A 14394-nucleotide genomic window follows, 5' to 3' on the forward strand; every position below is an offset into this window, starting at 1 on the left:
TATCGCGGCAATAATGCCACCGTTTCGCAATGCGTCCCAGCTTTTTGCCCAGAAGTAGTTGTGCAGGTTGCTGACAACTGGGTTGTATTTGGGGTCAAAGGGGGCGGTAGTTCCGAAGGGAAAGTTGGAGATAATTAGGTCAAAGCTGTTGGCAGGGAGTTCGACGTGTTGAAAGCCGATTTTGGTGCTGGTGCTACTGCCGTATACTATAGCATCGGGGTGGAGGTGGCGAGCGATCGCGCTGGCAATGGGGTCGATTTCAATGAGGACCCACTCAGATTGGTGGCGATAGTCTGAGGGTTGAAATCCTGGGAATGAACCAATGTTACTGGCGGGTTCCAGGATACGTCCTGATTTGAAGCCCAGGTTTTCTAGAACACTCCAGATGGCTTCTATAATGTTTTGAGGCGTTTGGAAGGCGTTGTCGGTATTGAGGTCATTATCGGGTAGCAGTTCCAGGGTATCCCGGTTGATAGCACTAGCGACGGTTCCCCATCCGACGAAGGCGGCGAGTTGGTGGCGTTCGTCTTCGGTGGGTTTTTGGTTTTCTCGTTGGAGTTGTTGGAGGAGTTTGATGGCGCGGATGTTCTTTTGGAGTTTGGTTTTTATGCCTTTGGTTTGGGGAAGGTTGTGCAAGTTGTAGGGCGAGTTCATTGTCTTGAGTAGAACGTTTCGCCCTTTTTTGAGCAGTCGCGTTTGGCAGCCCCACACTATTCGTAAATTTTTCCTTGAGAATTTGTACGCGATTAGGAATATTGGTTTGGCGGTCAGATGCCGAAAAGTAGCCCGTGACGGTGAGGATGCCTTGCGTCTCGTCGTAGACAAAATCGTTAGGGTGGGATTCGATGAAAATTAACGCTTCAGCCGAGGGTTGCGAGTGGAACCTAGACGATACACTTGGAGGCGAAGGCTTTGCGGACTTGCTTCTCTTGTGCCTCACTCAGGTAATATTGTTTGAGGGTTTCGCTGTCGCTGTTACTGGGGGAATAGACGATGCGGAAATATATAGGGGTGGCGAGCTTGAACACAAGCGTGCCATGATTACTGCTGAGATTAGCTCTTAATTTCAGCAGCAATCATAGTTAATTCCTAACTGCGTTATTGTTTCTATGCAACAAATCCAAGCAGCTTTGACCGGAATTTCAAGTAAAGCTGTAGCAAAAGAGTGGCTTAAGATCCTAACTCTGGCTTGCTCCTTCTCTGGGCTATCTGGGGCAAAATCTCCTTGGGATCTGGCAGATTTGGCTCTCAAGGTACAAATTCGGTGGAAGGGACATAGCCGATATAATTTGCAGGCACTTTCTGTCGCATGTGGTATTTCTCAAAAGCGACTATGCCTCTTGGCAAGGACGGCTCAATTCTTTCCGCCACAGGTTCGTTTCAAGCAGCTCAGCATTAGCCATCACATTGAAGCAATGAAGAGAGATCCTGAAAGAGCAAGCTACTGGCTAGAGCAAGCATCTGAAAAGCAATGGAGTAGTAAGGATATTCGCCTAGCAATTGCTGGGGATGGCGACCCTAGAAAGTTTTCCTGGTTACGCTGCGGAACGTTCTGGTACTTCTCGCACTGCGACCCTAGATTTGGCATTGACTATCCAGGTCGAATTCCTGGACAGATTCCTGCCAACGTGATTCATTATTTTACAGACCCAGGGGATTTGGTTATAGATTTGATGGCTGGTAGTGGTAGCACAGTAGATGCTGCAAAGTTGTTGGAGCGGCGTTGTCTAGGTTATGATCTAGTATCAGTGCGCCCCGATATTCAACAAAATGATGCACTCATAGGAATACCCTCTGAAGCTTGGGGAGCAAAACTAATTTTCATCGACCCGCCCTATGGGGCGATCGCTAAAGGATTTTATGACAACCATCCTCACTGCTTATCTCAGATGAATCAACGCGATTTCCTAAATGCGCTTAGAACTGTAGCGAACAACTGCCGTAAAGCACTCTTAACAGAGGGGTATCTAGCAATTCTGGTACAGAATGTTTATGGATGGGTAGGCGATACAGTTTTTCAAGTCATTCAGCAGTTTACTGATGACCAATGGAATCTGGTTCGCAGAATTCAAGTCCCCTTATCAAATCACCAGATTTCCTCCAGTGTCATGAAATGGGCTAGGGAAAACCGCCAGATGGTTAATACGGATCGCGACCTACTAATCTTCCAGATGAGTCAGGAGCATTAACTAAGATGTATACCTCAAGCTCCGATCAAAATACTGGCTCCGTACCCATCTCGGAACAATTTGCTGAAGTCCTCCAAGCTGATATCAGAGACTATGTGGAAAGCCTACGTCAGCTAGACAGACCTGAAGTAGCTCAGGAGTTGAGAAATGCCCGCGAACGAATGTTTTCAGATGGAGTAATTCGGCAATCAGAGCCAGTTCAAGGACTAGGGCCAATGGTCGCGGTAGACGGAGGAAATAATATCCTCAACATTGGATTCGGAACGCAGTGCTTCGTGTTATGCGTGCGCTACTCGTTACGTCATAACTATGATGTACGCATTTCTATGGAAAGGCTAGCATTTGAGGAGGAAGAAGCCGCAGCTCTGATGTACGGAGTCCGTAATGCAATGGAGGTACGTGATATCTGTGAAGCTGACGAACAGGAAAGTTTCTGCATAGTAGATAATTCATGGGTTTCATTGCTTGAAAATGTAAACAGAACGCTGGTGAACTATCGACGGAATAATAGCGACAATGATCAGCAAATTTTAGCGGAATACCTCAGACCGATGTTGGCTCAAAATGGGCACTTTATTAATGCGGTCAGACATCCAAGAAACATTGCAATTTCCAAGGCTGGAGTATCGCGCTTTTACTGTGACCAATATGGACAAGGTACTTTAAACCTGCTAGATAAAGTCTTCCTGCTAGGAGTCCTACACCCAGGAGAATATACAGAGCCTAAACCCTTGGCAAAAAGTGGCTTTGGGCAGCTAAATGTACATACCGATTCACTGTTTGCAAGTCAAAATGATATTAAAGAAATTTACAACGCTACCCTTACAAGTACAGGGGCTGATTGTATCTGTTCTGTGTACTTTAAGCCTCATGCTTGGTCGCCAGTCAAACGTATTGAATTTAATAGAGAATTGCTACGAAATGATAGAGCCATGTTTGCTCGAATGCTGGCAACCGTGCGAGACAGCATGAGCGTTCCAACTATACACGAACCGTTAGAACAGTTCTTAGTCGATCAGATAGTAAAACGCCACACAGGGCGTCTACCTGGCTTGTATCAAACAGTTGGAGTTGCCAATATTCAAGATTTTGAGACAGATTTTTCAATTCAGCTAATTCGCCGATTACGCACATAATTAAGGGAATAAAGGTTATGTCAGAATATATCAGCATTGGCTCAACGCGCAAACGTCAGTTTTATGGAGTTGTGCGCTCTACTTCATTGGGCAATGAGTTGCTCGGAAGATTGGGTTTATTGCGTTTTCGATCTGGCAATGGTGATATTGTCTCTGTGCTATGCCAAATAGTTTCAGTAGATCGACGCAATACTGTCCATGAAGATGGAAGTTTTGGGCCAGTGATTGCCGCTAGAGGCTCAATTCCTTACCTTTCTGAAGTGGGAGATTATGAAGAGGCCGTAGCGAAACCGATTGCACAACAGGTGAATGATCGCGCAGCACCTCTACGTGCTAATCCGCCCAGTGGTTCACAGATACTAAGCCTAGATGACGACTCCCTAATCCCCCAAGAGGATGAACAAGCAATCCCTCAAAGAGTTTTTAATAGTTTTGCCCCAGAAACTGAAAAATTTTTGCGATATCCTGGTTCCCTGGTAGGTGAGGCTATTCACGTTCCAATTATTTGCAAAAGTTTTAACCCAACTGATGAAAATGGATGGGGTGAAGCTCGTCACGCAATATTTTTGGCAAAGACAGGTGCTGGTAAAACCCATGCAGCCAAGATTATGCTGGCGTTATATTTGCTCTCTACTCAGACAATGGGTGCATTTATTCCAGATGGCAAGGGAGATTTTGTCCGCCCGTCTAGGCGAGATTTAGATTTACGAGGATTCCTGGAATCTAACGGACGTACTGTCCAAGTTGTGGATATTGAAAATTTACGATTGGAAGAAGCAAGACAGTTTGATCAGCTTCTTGAAATTGAGAATTTTAAAAGGCTGATTATCCCTACGACAACAGGAGATAAATGGCAGTTGCTGCTGGAATTAACACTAGCTGAATTTACTAATGAAGATGGGCAGCTTATTGTTGAAGGTGATGAAGCCATTAATCTAGAGAGATTTTTGAATAGATTTAATCAAAGTATTCCTCTTGTTTATTCTGGCAGTGCCAACCAACTTCAGAACCGAGTCCAACAAGCTGAGACAGTACAGCAAAGAAATATGAGACGGATTCGTCCCACATTCGAGCGGGTTTTAAGACGATTTACTCAGGGTGTAGGACTCAATGATTTAGTAGATAGTGTACTGACCCGAGGAGAGGTTTATTTTCTGGACATCCGGAGTTATGACAATCCAGTCAATGTCTTCATCCTTGGAACTCTCTACAAACGTTTTCGGCGTCGAGCATCTCATTTGTACTACCGCCGAACATACTCGAATGCCATTGTCTATGTAGATGAAGCCAATCGTTTTATTCCTCAAACTCCAAAGGATGATGAGCAGAAAGCTCTGCAACAAGAGTTAATAGATGGAATCCGCACGACACGACAGTATGGTTTAGGTTGGTGGTTGGCAGATCAGCGCCCTTCATCTATCAGTAAAGATGCTTTCACTCAAATGGGAACCTTCTTCTTTGGCAAAGGAATAACCGCAGTAGCCGACCAGACCAATATGGAGTCTGTTTTAGGTAAGGATGGCTGTAATATCTACGATTACGTCGTGACAATGGGAGGTAGACCTTTTGTTGCTAGTGGTCAATTTATAGGAGTTGGCTCTAGCGAGTCTGTAACCGTGCCAATGGAATTCTTTAATAGTTGGCAGTCCTTAGCTGATTCAAATAATGCAACTTTGGATGCTCATATCAAAACAGAAATCAGTGTCACAGTCTAAGCCCAAGCTTGCTGCGGATATTCCTCTCCTTCCCTCACTCGTCTCGACAAACTTCCGCAGCAGATACTCGTAGGCATCGGGATCTTCCTGTTTTTGCCGCCACATCTTTCTCTCAATTGCCGCTGCTGCTCTCTCTGGCATTTGCGATTGTAGCTCCTCCAGCATCTGTTGAATAACTGGAGGCAGGTTGAGTTCAGAGAGTGTAGTTGTGGTTAAAAGTGGCGGGTCGTTCTTGATTCCAACTCCAATGTTTACAAGTCGGTTTTGGTTATCTTCAGAACTGGGGAGAATCTCTAGATGAACAATGATTCGGGCTTTCTGAAAGTTGTAACTTTCGTCCGCCGTGGTGTTTTCCTCCAGGGAATGAGAGTCTGGATTGCTATTCTTATCCGCAGGAGAGTTATTAGAGGAGAGAGATTTTCTGGGATGGGCTGGTTTTGACATAACTGAAAATCCTAAAACTCAATATCGCCAAGTAAAGTCTCTTCAGATGAGGCGCAGATTTCATCTTCACCGTACCAATCAATCTCTCTAACAGAGAGTTGGCCTTTATAATTAATCGGCTTGAGTCCGTAGAGCCAGGTTGGGGGTTCATCAAAATCAAAGGGGGGAACTATCTGAGCGGCGACAATGCGATATCGTGGGCAGTCTTGACGGTTTCCGCTAGATGCGTTACGTTTAATAACGTCTTGCAAGTAATTAAATTTGGGATTTTTAAAGTTTGACCAATCCGCGTGGGGAAAAACGTCTATTTCTATGCCAATTTTTCTTTCACAAAGATTCCGTTGGGGGGCAATCGGTTTAACCGTGTTCCCGTTTGAATTGATAGCTGGATTAACCATTATCCGTTCTCCTTACTTATCGGATATCGAGGGTTTAGATTGGTCAATCTAAATTCCTAAGGAAAGCTGCCGAAATGAAGGTGTGTTAACCTTAAGCCAGTGCAGTTTCCTGCCAATGGCGAGACCAGCGAGTGGGGTAGTAACGGTGTAGAGTTGGGCAGCTTCTAACGGTTCAATAATTCCTGCGTAATATTGGCGTCCCCCTAAAATGACAAACTCAGCGCCCAAGGGTGCGATCGCTCTCAGTTGATTGATCACCTTGTTGCACCAAGCGTGTCGTTGAAAAGGGGTTAGTTTGTAGGGATTGCACTCGTAGGGTTCAAGAATTTGCTGTGGATGTACAACACCGTGGAGGGTACTGAGCAGATAAAATTCATTGGCTGTGGCATCGGCGTAACGTCGGGTTGCCTTGAATAGCGGTGAGCAATACAGTTCAATAGCAGGTGCTTTGTGGTTTAGCTTTTTAGCCACCCCAGCAATCAGTAAGATCTGACGGTTCGTCTGGGCGTTTCTTTGAGCAGTTACCAGACTTTTGAGATTATGTACAACTCGCCCCAAGTTGTTAGGTCTCGTGTTGCAACAGCGGGGTTCGATTCCCAATTTCTTAAGGTGGCGACAGGGATAGCAGTGGCACAGGGGAATAGTAATTCTTTCTTTTTCAGTGTGGTGTCTGACGAGTTTGTCCTCAACCGTTTGCAGGAAATTGCCCTGAAAAGCTTCTCTGATATGGGTTGAGCCATCGAATGAATACACCCTAGGAAGTTGGGCAAAGGCTCTAGCATAGCGTGGGGCGCATAGTCCGAAGATGTGCAGGGAAGTCGAACCGTGGAGTTGGTTAGCAACGGTTTGAATAATAGTTAGGGCGTGGGAGACGTTGCCAATAGTAGCGAGTCCCCCCAATCCGATTAGCTTGTAGCCTAACTTAATTAAGTCTAAAGCCGCACGAATTCGTTCACAAACCGATAATCCATGAGCAACAGCAACAGGGGTTGTATGAGGCAACTGGGTTTTGGCAAGTTCTAAGAAGTTACGAGCGTTAATCCAATTAAATTCCCTTCTGGCTTCGCGTTGGCAGCGGCTGAGATTGGCGAATAAGATATGGTCGGGTGCAGTGACATAGGTTTCCTGGTTGGGGTGTAAACGTTTTTGATAAGAGCGAATCGCCCATTGTGCATCAACAATGTCTTGGAAAAGAGTTGGAGTATCTTGCTTTCGATAAGTCCACGCACCACAATCGCCGAATAAGGGAATAGTAGGATCGGGAAATACGGCGTGCTGATAAGCCAAGGAATATATATAGCCGTAGGGGGTAATCCCAGATCCGATTACGTCCCAAAACCCCAACCGTTTGCCTTGGTATTTGATGAAGTCCCCCTTGCCAAATGCCGCAAAAAAACGAGGAGTATTCATTGTTCAAAAAGAGGTGTCATCGCTGGGTAGACGCTTGGTGGTAGAGAGGGTTTCGTTCCAGATGATAAATTTCGTTCGCTCATCGGGTTCCAGGGAATCGAGAATTGGCTCAGATGGTTTAGGAAAGTCTAGATTTACCTCTGGGTCAATCAGGGGAAGAGCCGGAAGGTTGAGGAGAATTTCTGTTACTCGTTGGTCGGATAAAGGTTGGGCGGCAAAGGCGTAACTATACCACAGAGAACCATTCTTTGACCTTTGTGGGGACAAAGTGATTTTTGTAACGACATTGGCTAGATTTTTGACCGAATTTCTGTACCTTAAAAAAGGAGCTAAAGCATTAGATTTGCCGCTATTTAACAGGGCGTAAGCCCAATTATATTGGAAATCGATAAAGCATAGTCCAATCCACTCTTGGGGCGGCATATGGGGAAAAGGTTCGCCAAAGGTGATAGGAGTGGCGTGGAGGATGATACCAGTGAGTGTGTTTCCTATTTTTTCTAAATAGGAAGAGTTGTTTAGGGTTCGGTAGATGAGTCCAGATTTTCGGTTGAGGCGATATCTGGCAATTTTCATGATTGAGTGCAAGTCGAATAAGGTCAATTTTTTAAGGGAGTCATCCACTCTTTCAACCCTGTTCAGGAAGGGTTACCTCCTGATGAGTGGACTGATGCCGTTCAGTTGTGGTCTATCTAGAAAAAATGCTAGCAGCCTTTATTTGTCCAACAGATGTGTGTAGAGCGGAAATCTTCTGCTGTTTGAGAAGGCTTTGTAGGAGGGTCAACGAGAAAGACTCCCCAAGAGATCCACCAAGCTCGGTCAAGCTCTGTAGAGTTCTTAGGTGATTTAACCGCTTCGTTTAGCATTTCTTGACGGAGTTGGCTGATTAAATCAAGTGCCTTTTCCAGTTGGGATAAAACTCTTCGTTGAGTTGCAATCTTTTCGGGATTTCCCAGTAGGGAACGTGCATCTAGCTTCATCCCTACGGTTAGAGGAATAAGTGTGAGGTAGTCGGCAACGGCATGATTAAATTGACGAGATTGGGGATTAGCTAGGTGAAGCGAGACTTGTTGGAGTGTTGGGATTGCTTGGCGTATAGTCTGAGCAGAAATGATACCGAGTTGTGATATAAATACACCTTGGATGGCATCAAACTTAAGGGAGGTATGGTCAGCAATTTTATTTGCTAATGAAGTAATTTGAGCCAATTTTTCTTTGAAAGTTTCAGCATTAGCTCCAAAATAACTCCAGTCTAATTGTTGAAAACTATTGAATTCAACGATAGCTTCTTGATAGCCGTTGCTGAGTTTATTAGTCAGGAGAGAGGCGAGTTTTTGCTCAGCAACCGTTATAGAGTTACACGGGTAAACATGGCTTCTGGCTGAATAATTAACTCGTCCGTACTCGACGTACAAATTGCCATCGGGCATGAGCCAAGCTTGCCAAAATTTGTTGGCATTGGTCTGGGGGTCTACTTTGATTAAGGATTTGTGAGTAATGGCGAGACTTTTGTCAATCATGAGGATGCGTTTAATATTAGTTAAATTGAACGCCAGGGCGGTGAAGTCTAATGTTGATGATTCAGAGTTCATAGTTCATGGCTTTTTAATCAACCATGAACCATGAACCATGAACCGGATTAATTAAAGTCAGATGAATCGGGTAAAATGATATTTCGCTCCCAAGAAACCTGACGATCCGTAACTTCTGGATGGGTACTCGTTCGCGGGTCAGGTGCCGCCCAATGAGCTTGTCCAGAACGCACCCACTCTTCTAAAGCTTCGAGTTCTTGAGAGTTAGTAAACTGTGGGGGTTTGATGCTCCCTTGGCGGAGCAGTTCCTCCGTAGTTACCTGAGTAGGACGCTGCTGGGCGTAAGCGATACTGGCACAGGATTCAGTGATATTCCGAATCTCAGCACCCGTGAATCCCGCTGAGGCGATCGCTAATCGAGAAATATCCGCTTGACTCAGAGAAAGTTTGTAGTACTGGAGTTGGACTCTCCAGATTTGTTCTCTGGCTTCAGTATTGGGTAGAGGAACATACCAGACGCGGGAGAAGCGCCTCAGCAGTTCGGGCTTAAATCCCCAGGGGCGGTTGGCTGTTGCGGCAACAAAGACCGATGCACTTCGTTCTTGGAACCATTTTAGGAAATAGCCGAACATCCGCTGACTCGTACCGCCATCAGTTTCATTCCCACTGCTACCGGGAAACATCTTATCCATCTCGTCAATAAACAAAATGCACGGTGCCATACTCTCAGCAGCCGCGATCGCGTCTCTGAGATTGGATTCAGATCCACCCAAATCCTTGGTCATCAGCTTGCCTGTATCCAGTACAATCACAGGCAATCCCCATTCTTTGGCAAAACACTTCACCGAAAGGCTCTTACCTGTACCGCCAACGCCGACAATTAATGCTCCTTTAGGGAATGGGATGTTATAAAGTTCTTGGGCTTCGGGTTCTAGCAAGGGTGTAATTGTTGTCGCCCATTCTTTGAGAAAGGGTAATCCCTGAACTTCCACATCCGGCGCCGGGGCGTATTCAATTCCCCGGATTGCATATTTCCGGGTTTTGAGTTGGTTGACCACCTCAATAGTCGTTTCATCCAAGCGACCATGGGTGACGGCGCAGTACTGAATAATATCATCAGCCGCCTCTTGTGTCATTCCCAGGAGGGCGCGAACCAATCGCTTATGGTTTTTGGGGTCCAGTTCAACCGGAAACTCCACGCTTTGCCCTCTGGCACTTTTTTGCAGTGCTTGAATTCGGTAGGACAGAATGGTTTCCGTTTCTACCTCAGAGGGAAGGGGATTTTCCAAATCAACCACTAAATCTTCAAAGGCTCTTGGGGTGATGAGGTTGTCATGTAGGATGATAATTCGGTTAGGCGATCGCTTGGCAGCCGTCCAAGAATCGATCGCCAGTCGCACGAGAACGGGATTGGGATTAATCCCACCGACAAAGGGGTACAAGTCTTTAATCAGAAACAGAGTCCGGTTGGGGGAGGAAGACTGACATTCGGCTTCGATATGTTTGAGTAATGCTTCAACAGGATGTCCTTGTGTTTTATAGTTAGCCGCCGGAGACTTTTTGAAGCTTGTAATTTGACCGCTTCTGGTTGTTGGTTCGACTTTCTGGAGTCCTTTGGCTAAATCCCAGATATAGAACTCAAAGGGTCTATTTCCTGCCAAATCAGCAATGTCACTGGCGATTTTATCCGTGACCGCTAATTCGCAACTGGTGGGACTATTAATCGCAACGGTGGCAATTCCGGCATTGAACAGTCGCCGGATTTCTTGAGTGTCCAGTGCCATGGTTATTCTCCAATATTGATGCCGTCGGTGAGGGTGACAGAGGGGTCTTGGTAGTATTCCGGTTTAAGGGTTGTGGAGGCGGTTCCTAATTTATCCAAAGCCTGTGTGAGTTTTGTGCAGGTCGAACCTTGGGCATTAAGAACTTCCACTTTCAGAGGTTGTCCGGCTTTGAGAGTGATTTGAATTTGAGTTGGGGAGTTCATCATTTGTTCCGTAATAAAAAAAAGCAAAGGAGATGCAAGGAAGCACCTCCTTCAGGGGCAGTTATACAGGTTGTGAATTACCAAGTAGCCGTAGCTTCAACGGATTCAGTCAGGCTGGGTTTTTGGCTAAGCGTAATCCGGGTTGAGCCGTCTTCTAGAGCGGTTTCCGTGTAGTTCCAGAGTTCTGGAGGATAATGGATGTTGATATAAGCGCGATCGTGGGCAAGTTGCACTTCATCAACAAAGGTATTGACTGGAGAACTATAGCCACCCTTCACGTCTTTAGTAAAAGCTTTCCCTAAAGCATTCTGATTAAAATCCCAAGGGTCAGCTTGGAGTTGAAACCCTCCTTCTTTTTCATCCCAAAGGAAACCTACATCTAACAAAGCAGAGTGAGACGGAGTATTCAAATAGGTGCGCCGAATGACGATTTGTCCATAGGCGATATCGCGGCGGGAATAGTCGCTAATTAACTTGACGGGAGAATCATGAACTTCGATTTGAGCGTTGATTCCCTTAGCAGCAAGCAGGTTCGTTAGACCTTGGGTGAGAGCTTCCGGGTCAGTGAGTTTTGTGGTAATTGATGAAAAATGGGACATAATTTTTGTTAGCAAAAAGTTGGCTACTCTGAAAAAAAACAGAAAAAACGGTCATGGGTAACCAATCACGAATTACCGTTGAAAATTACCCATTCAGAGCGATCAAGTCCTTCCTCTTGCGCCAGTTCTATGAGTTTTCGCTGTTCTCCCAGCAGTCGCTGGTAGATTTGATCCATTTTTTCTTGGAGCGCTCCTTTGCCCTGGGAATCGAGCTTTTTAGCATCGACAGAGGCAGTTTCTAAGACCTTTTGGATGCGCTCCATGAGTTGTGCTAAGGTCGAAGAACTATTCGGGCTAGCATTGCCAATGAGAACCTGAATCTTTTGCAGATGTTTTTCAATTCGTTTGCGGAATCGAGCCGGCTTTTTACCCGGTTCCCATTGGCTCAAATCTTCGAGCAGTTGAACAGCGAGTTGCTGACCGCCAGCAATGGCAGCTTTTTGGAGACTGGCTTGGAGATTAGAGTCATATTCGGCAATAAATTGGGTAATTCGGTTTAAACAATCGGCTTGTTCTTGGTTGAGTTGTTCGGATAAAGCCGGGATAATAACTGGGCGACCAATAACGACTTGTAGGTAATCTTCCAACTCTTCAAACTTGGGGAACTTAGTGATTAATTCAGTGCGGGCTACTTCCCGCTCATCATCTGTGAGGTTCCACGCTTGGGCGCTGAGGAATTCTTCAATACGATTTTCAAATTCTGCTCGTCCCGATGCATACTTTTGTTTGAGTTCTTGGCGCAGAGAGGGGGCAATAACGTCCCGAATTTCTATCAGCCGTTGCCAGACTAAGGGTGCTAGTTCTATAGTGCAGATATAATCGCCATCATCAAGGGTCATCCAATCTTTAATTGAATCGATTTCACGTCGCAGTTGGGTTGTGGCTTCATCAAGGGCTTTGAAGCAGGAGATTCCCCGCAGTCCGACTTCGGAACGGGTGACTTTTTCCAAGTCAGAGGATGTATGTTCTTCGCCGTCTGTTTGGGCAGTATTAGCTTTGAGAATTTGCTGCCACTTGGGTGCAGTTTTGCGGGTGGTATTTTTCAGTCCAATTTTGAAGCGGATGCGGGTTTTATTAAGGGCAGATAAGTTGTGTTGTTGGATGGTGGCGTTTTGTAGGAAGGTGGCTTGTTCGACGGTTGCTGGGGTCATAGTCAGTTATTACAAATTGTTTCGCGCTTTTTTGAGCAGTCGCGATAGCATTTGGTAAGTAAAAAGCATCTGATTGAGTGAAGCGAAGGGTAAAAAGATAAACGTAAACAGACGTAATAATTTGTAAAAATAGACTAACCAACAATCAATCCTTAGCCATCAAAGCCTGGGATGCTGCTTTAATTTTGGCAATAGTATGCGCTCTGTGTTTCATGGCTTGAACACCACTTGGAGGGAATAACTTGCGCGGGAACCCCAAATAAGAATTCATCAGTTGCTCGTCGTCTGTGACTTGCCAATATCCATCATTCATCTTAGCGATCGCTGTTAATCTGGTATGATGGTTATGACTGTTGAGCGAACCCAGCACGCCGCCAAAACTTCTTATCCCTTTATTCTGAATCAGCAACCCTCGTTTTAACTGGGCATTGTTCAGCCGTCTCCAAGTGTGGAAAGTTTGCCGAATGGCTCGGATAAAAATTGAGTGACCCAGCCCATTGGTGCTTTGACCACTTTGTAATAAATTTTGTAAGGATTCTTTTTCTACCATCAACTCCTCCGGATAACTCCCAAAATCCATATACTGGAGGAGCCAATTAATCCTTTTAACCTTGTCAGTTAAATGATTAAAACTATATTGACTTAATTCCTTAAACTCTACCTCAGATTGTTCTCTGTTGTCAGTAATCGGACAGGTTGAGAGATTCAAAATATAAGTCCAATCACAGTATTGGAATGACCATTGCCTATTCCTCAAGGTATCCGCTTTTTCGCCTAACCACCAGATGACATCAACTCCAGCATTAAACAATACCGTTGATTGATAGTTTAATTCTTGGGGTTTGATGGGTTCCGTTGCTACCATTAACGCAACCATATACCCGGTTGGGAATATAGCAACAACATCGGCAATCCTATCGTGGTTAGGCGCTACACTCACGGGGAAATCAGTACCGACAATAGCACCGCTGTACTGCCCCAGTTCTTCCTCCAGATACGACTTCAGGTGATTTTTGGCAAGTGAATGTACTTCAGTTGATTCAGAACGCCTAAAATCTGGGTAGTGCTGGCGATATTTGGCTTCGTTTGCATCCGCTTTGCTAATGCCATCGACTTCCTCCAGGCGCATCAGCAAGCGATACGCTGTCCACCGTACCTGCCACGCCGAATCGTGCAATGCTTTGATGATAAGGGTTTTCCCTTGGTCTGGGTATTGCAATGCTTTGAAAAGAGCAGCACATCGGGTTTCCTCACAGAGAAAAAGCGGGAGGACTTCATCCCCGTATTTTAAAATCGGGGATGAAGTCCGACACGGCGAATTCATTCGCCGTCATTTCCTCTGGTTTTCAATATAGCGTCGAACCGTTTCATTGCTGACATTTCCAGCGGTAGAGGCGAAATAGGAATGAGTCCATAAAAAAGGAAGCTTTAATAGTTGTGGAAATTCTTGGTCTTTGTAGTTGAGAACTTCTACCCTTAATTGCTTTTATGACTTGATGAGCGGCTACACCAACTGGAGTGTTAACAAACAAGTGAATGTGGTCGGGCATTATCTCCAATGCAATAATTGCCCATTTCTTTTCTTGGCATACTTCCCAAATGATTTCTCTTAGTCGCCTCTCTATGTCTCCTACCAGGACTTTTTTCCGTCGTTGGGGCGTCCAGACTAAATGGTAATTTACCATTGAAACCGAGTGATTGTTCTTTCTATATTATTGCATTGAAGGTTGGTTTTTGTGCTATACTTGTTTTGTTGATAACATAGCATTAACGACAACATCCAGTCAGTCATGATTTTAAGCTACGTCTACAAAATACGTCCATCTGGCAGTCAGT

At 45.3% G+C, this 14394-nt stretch carries 14 protein-coding genes and 2 pseudogenes; 3 read left to right on the plus strand and 13 right to left on the minus strand.

What is annotated here, in order from left to right:
- Together ACLGGO_RS32195 and ACLGGO_RS32200 are read right to left on the minus strand one after the other, a co-directional pair.
- A pseudogene (locus ACLGGO_RS32195) lies at positions 1–654 on the minus strand (helicase-related protein); the annotation flags it as partial.
- 230 nt (positions 655–884) lie between these two features.
- Positions 885–1076 (minus strand): hypothetical protein, encoded by a 192-nt coding sequence (locus ACLGGO_RS32200; RefSeq protein WP_446422371.1) that lies wholly within the window; start codon positions 1074–1076, stop codon positions 885–887.
- 33 nt (positions 1077–1109) lie between these two features.
- On the opposite strand from ACLGGO_RS32200, the gene ACLGGO_RS32205 reads away from it, so the two are divergent.
- From ACLGGO_RS32205 to ACLGGO_RS32215, 3 genes are read left to right on the plus strand one after another with little or no spacing between them, the layout of a single operon-like run.
- Positions 1110–2189, plus strand: a complete 1080-nt coding sequence (locus ACLGGO_RS32205; RefSeq protein WP_446422372.1) for a DNA methyltransferase — start codon at positions 1110–1112, stop codon at positions 2187–2189.
- Between the two features lie 5 nt (positions 2190–2194).
- Positions 2195–3325 carry a hypothetical protein gene (locus tag ACLGGO_RS32210; RefSeq protein WP_446422373.1) on the plus strand — a complete coding sequence of 377 codons (1131 nt, stop codon included), beginning with the start codon at positions 2195–2197 and terminating at the stop codon, positions 3323–3325.
- A 17-nt stretch (positions 3326–3342) separates the two neighbouring features.
- Positions 3343–5040, plus strand: coding sequence for a helicase HerA domain-containing protein (locus ACLGGO_RS32215; RefSeq protein WP_446422374.1), 1698 nt, complete (start codon positions 3343–3345; stop codon positions 5038–5040).
- Here ACLGGO_RS32215 and ACLGGO_RS32220 read toward each other — a convergent pair.
- The 11 genes and pseudogenes from ACLGGO_RS32220 to tnpA form a co-directional block, all read right to left on the minus strand.
- Positions 4984–5484, minus strand: coding sequence for a hypothetical protein (locus ACLGGO_RS32220; RefSeq protein ID WP_446422375.1), 501 nt, complete (start codon positions 5482–5484; stop codon positions 4984–4986). The two genes, ACLGGO_RS32215 and ACLGGO_RS32220, sit on opposite strands and share 57 nt — an antisense overlap.
- Positions 5485–5495: 11 nt before the next feature.
- Positions 5496–5882 (minus strand): hypothetical protein, encoded by a 387-nt coding sequence (locus tag ACLGGO_RS32225; protein ID WP_446422376.1) that lies wholly within the window; start codon positions 5880–5882, stop codon positions 5496–5498.
- Between the two features lie 48 nt (positions 5883–5930).
- A complete protein-coding gene (locus ACLGGO_RS32230) occupies positions 5931–7292 on the minus strand; it encodes a DUF6884 domain-containing protein (RefSeq protein ID WP_446422377.1) in 1362 nt (453 codons plus the stop codon).
- Positions 7293–7295: 3 nt separating this feature from the next.
- Entirely contained in the window at positions 7296–7865 is a 570-nt protein-coding gene (locus tag ACLGGO_RS32235; RefSeq protein WP_446382650.1) for a hypothetical protein, read from the minus strand.
- Positions 7866–7993: 128 nt separating this feature from the next.
- Positions 7994–8881 carry a WGR domain-containing protein gene (locus tag ACLGGO_RS32240; protein ID WP_446422378.1) on the minus strand — a complete coding sequence of 296 codons (888 nt, stop codon included), beginning with the start codon at positions 8879–8881 and terminating at the stop codon, positions 7994–7996.
- 47 nt (positions 8882–8928) lie between these two features.
- Positions 8929–10605: an AAA family ATPase gene (locus ACLGGO_RS32245; RefSeq protein WP_446422379.1), complete on the minus strand. Its 1677-nt coding sequence runs from the start codon at positions 10603–10605 to the stop codon at positions 8929–8931.
- Positions 10606–10607: 2 nt separating this feature from the next.
- Positions 10608–10811: a DUF2997 domain-containing protein gene (locus tag ACLGGO_RS32250; RefSeq protein WP_446422380.1), complete on the minus strand. Its 204-nt coding sequence runs from the start codon at positions 10809–10811 to the stop codon at positions 10608–10610.
- Between the two features lie 74 nt (positions 10812–10885).
- Positions 10886–11407, minus strand: a complete 522-nt coding sequence (locus ACLGGO_RS32255; protein ID WP_446382642.1) for a hypothetical protein — start codon at positions 11405–11407, stop codon at positions 10886–10888.
- 65 nt (positions 11408–11472) lie between these two features.
- The gene (locus ACLGGO_RS32260; protein WP_446422381.1) at positions 11473–12558 is read right to left on the minus strand and encodes a hypothetical protein; all 1086 of its coding nucleotides are present in this window, start codon (positions 12556–12558) and stop codon (positions 11473–11475) included.
- Between the two features lie 145 nt (positions 12559–12703).
- A complete protein-coding gene (locus ACLGGO_RS32265; RefSeq protein ID WP_446422382.1) occupies positions 12704–13882 on the minus strand; it encodes a hypothetical protein in 1179 nt (392 codons plus the stop codon).
- A gap of 6 nt (positions 13883–13888) precedes the next feature.
- Positions 13889–14243 (minus strand): annotated as a pseudogene (tnpA, locus tag ACLGGO_RS32270) (IS200/IS605 family transposase).
- Positions 14244–14394: the final 151 nt, after the last annotated feature.

Origin of the sequence: Coleofasciculus sp. (genome assembly GCF_046565525.1) — a bacterium.
Taxonomy (GTDB): domain Bacteria; phylum Cyanobacteriota; class Cyanobacteriia; order Cyanobacteriales; family Coleofasciculaceae; genus Coleofasciculus.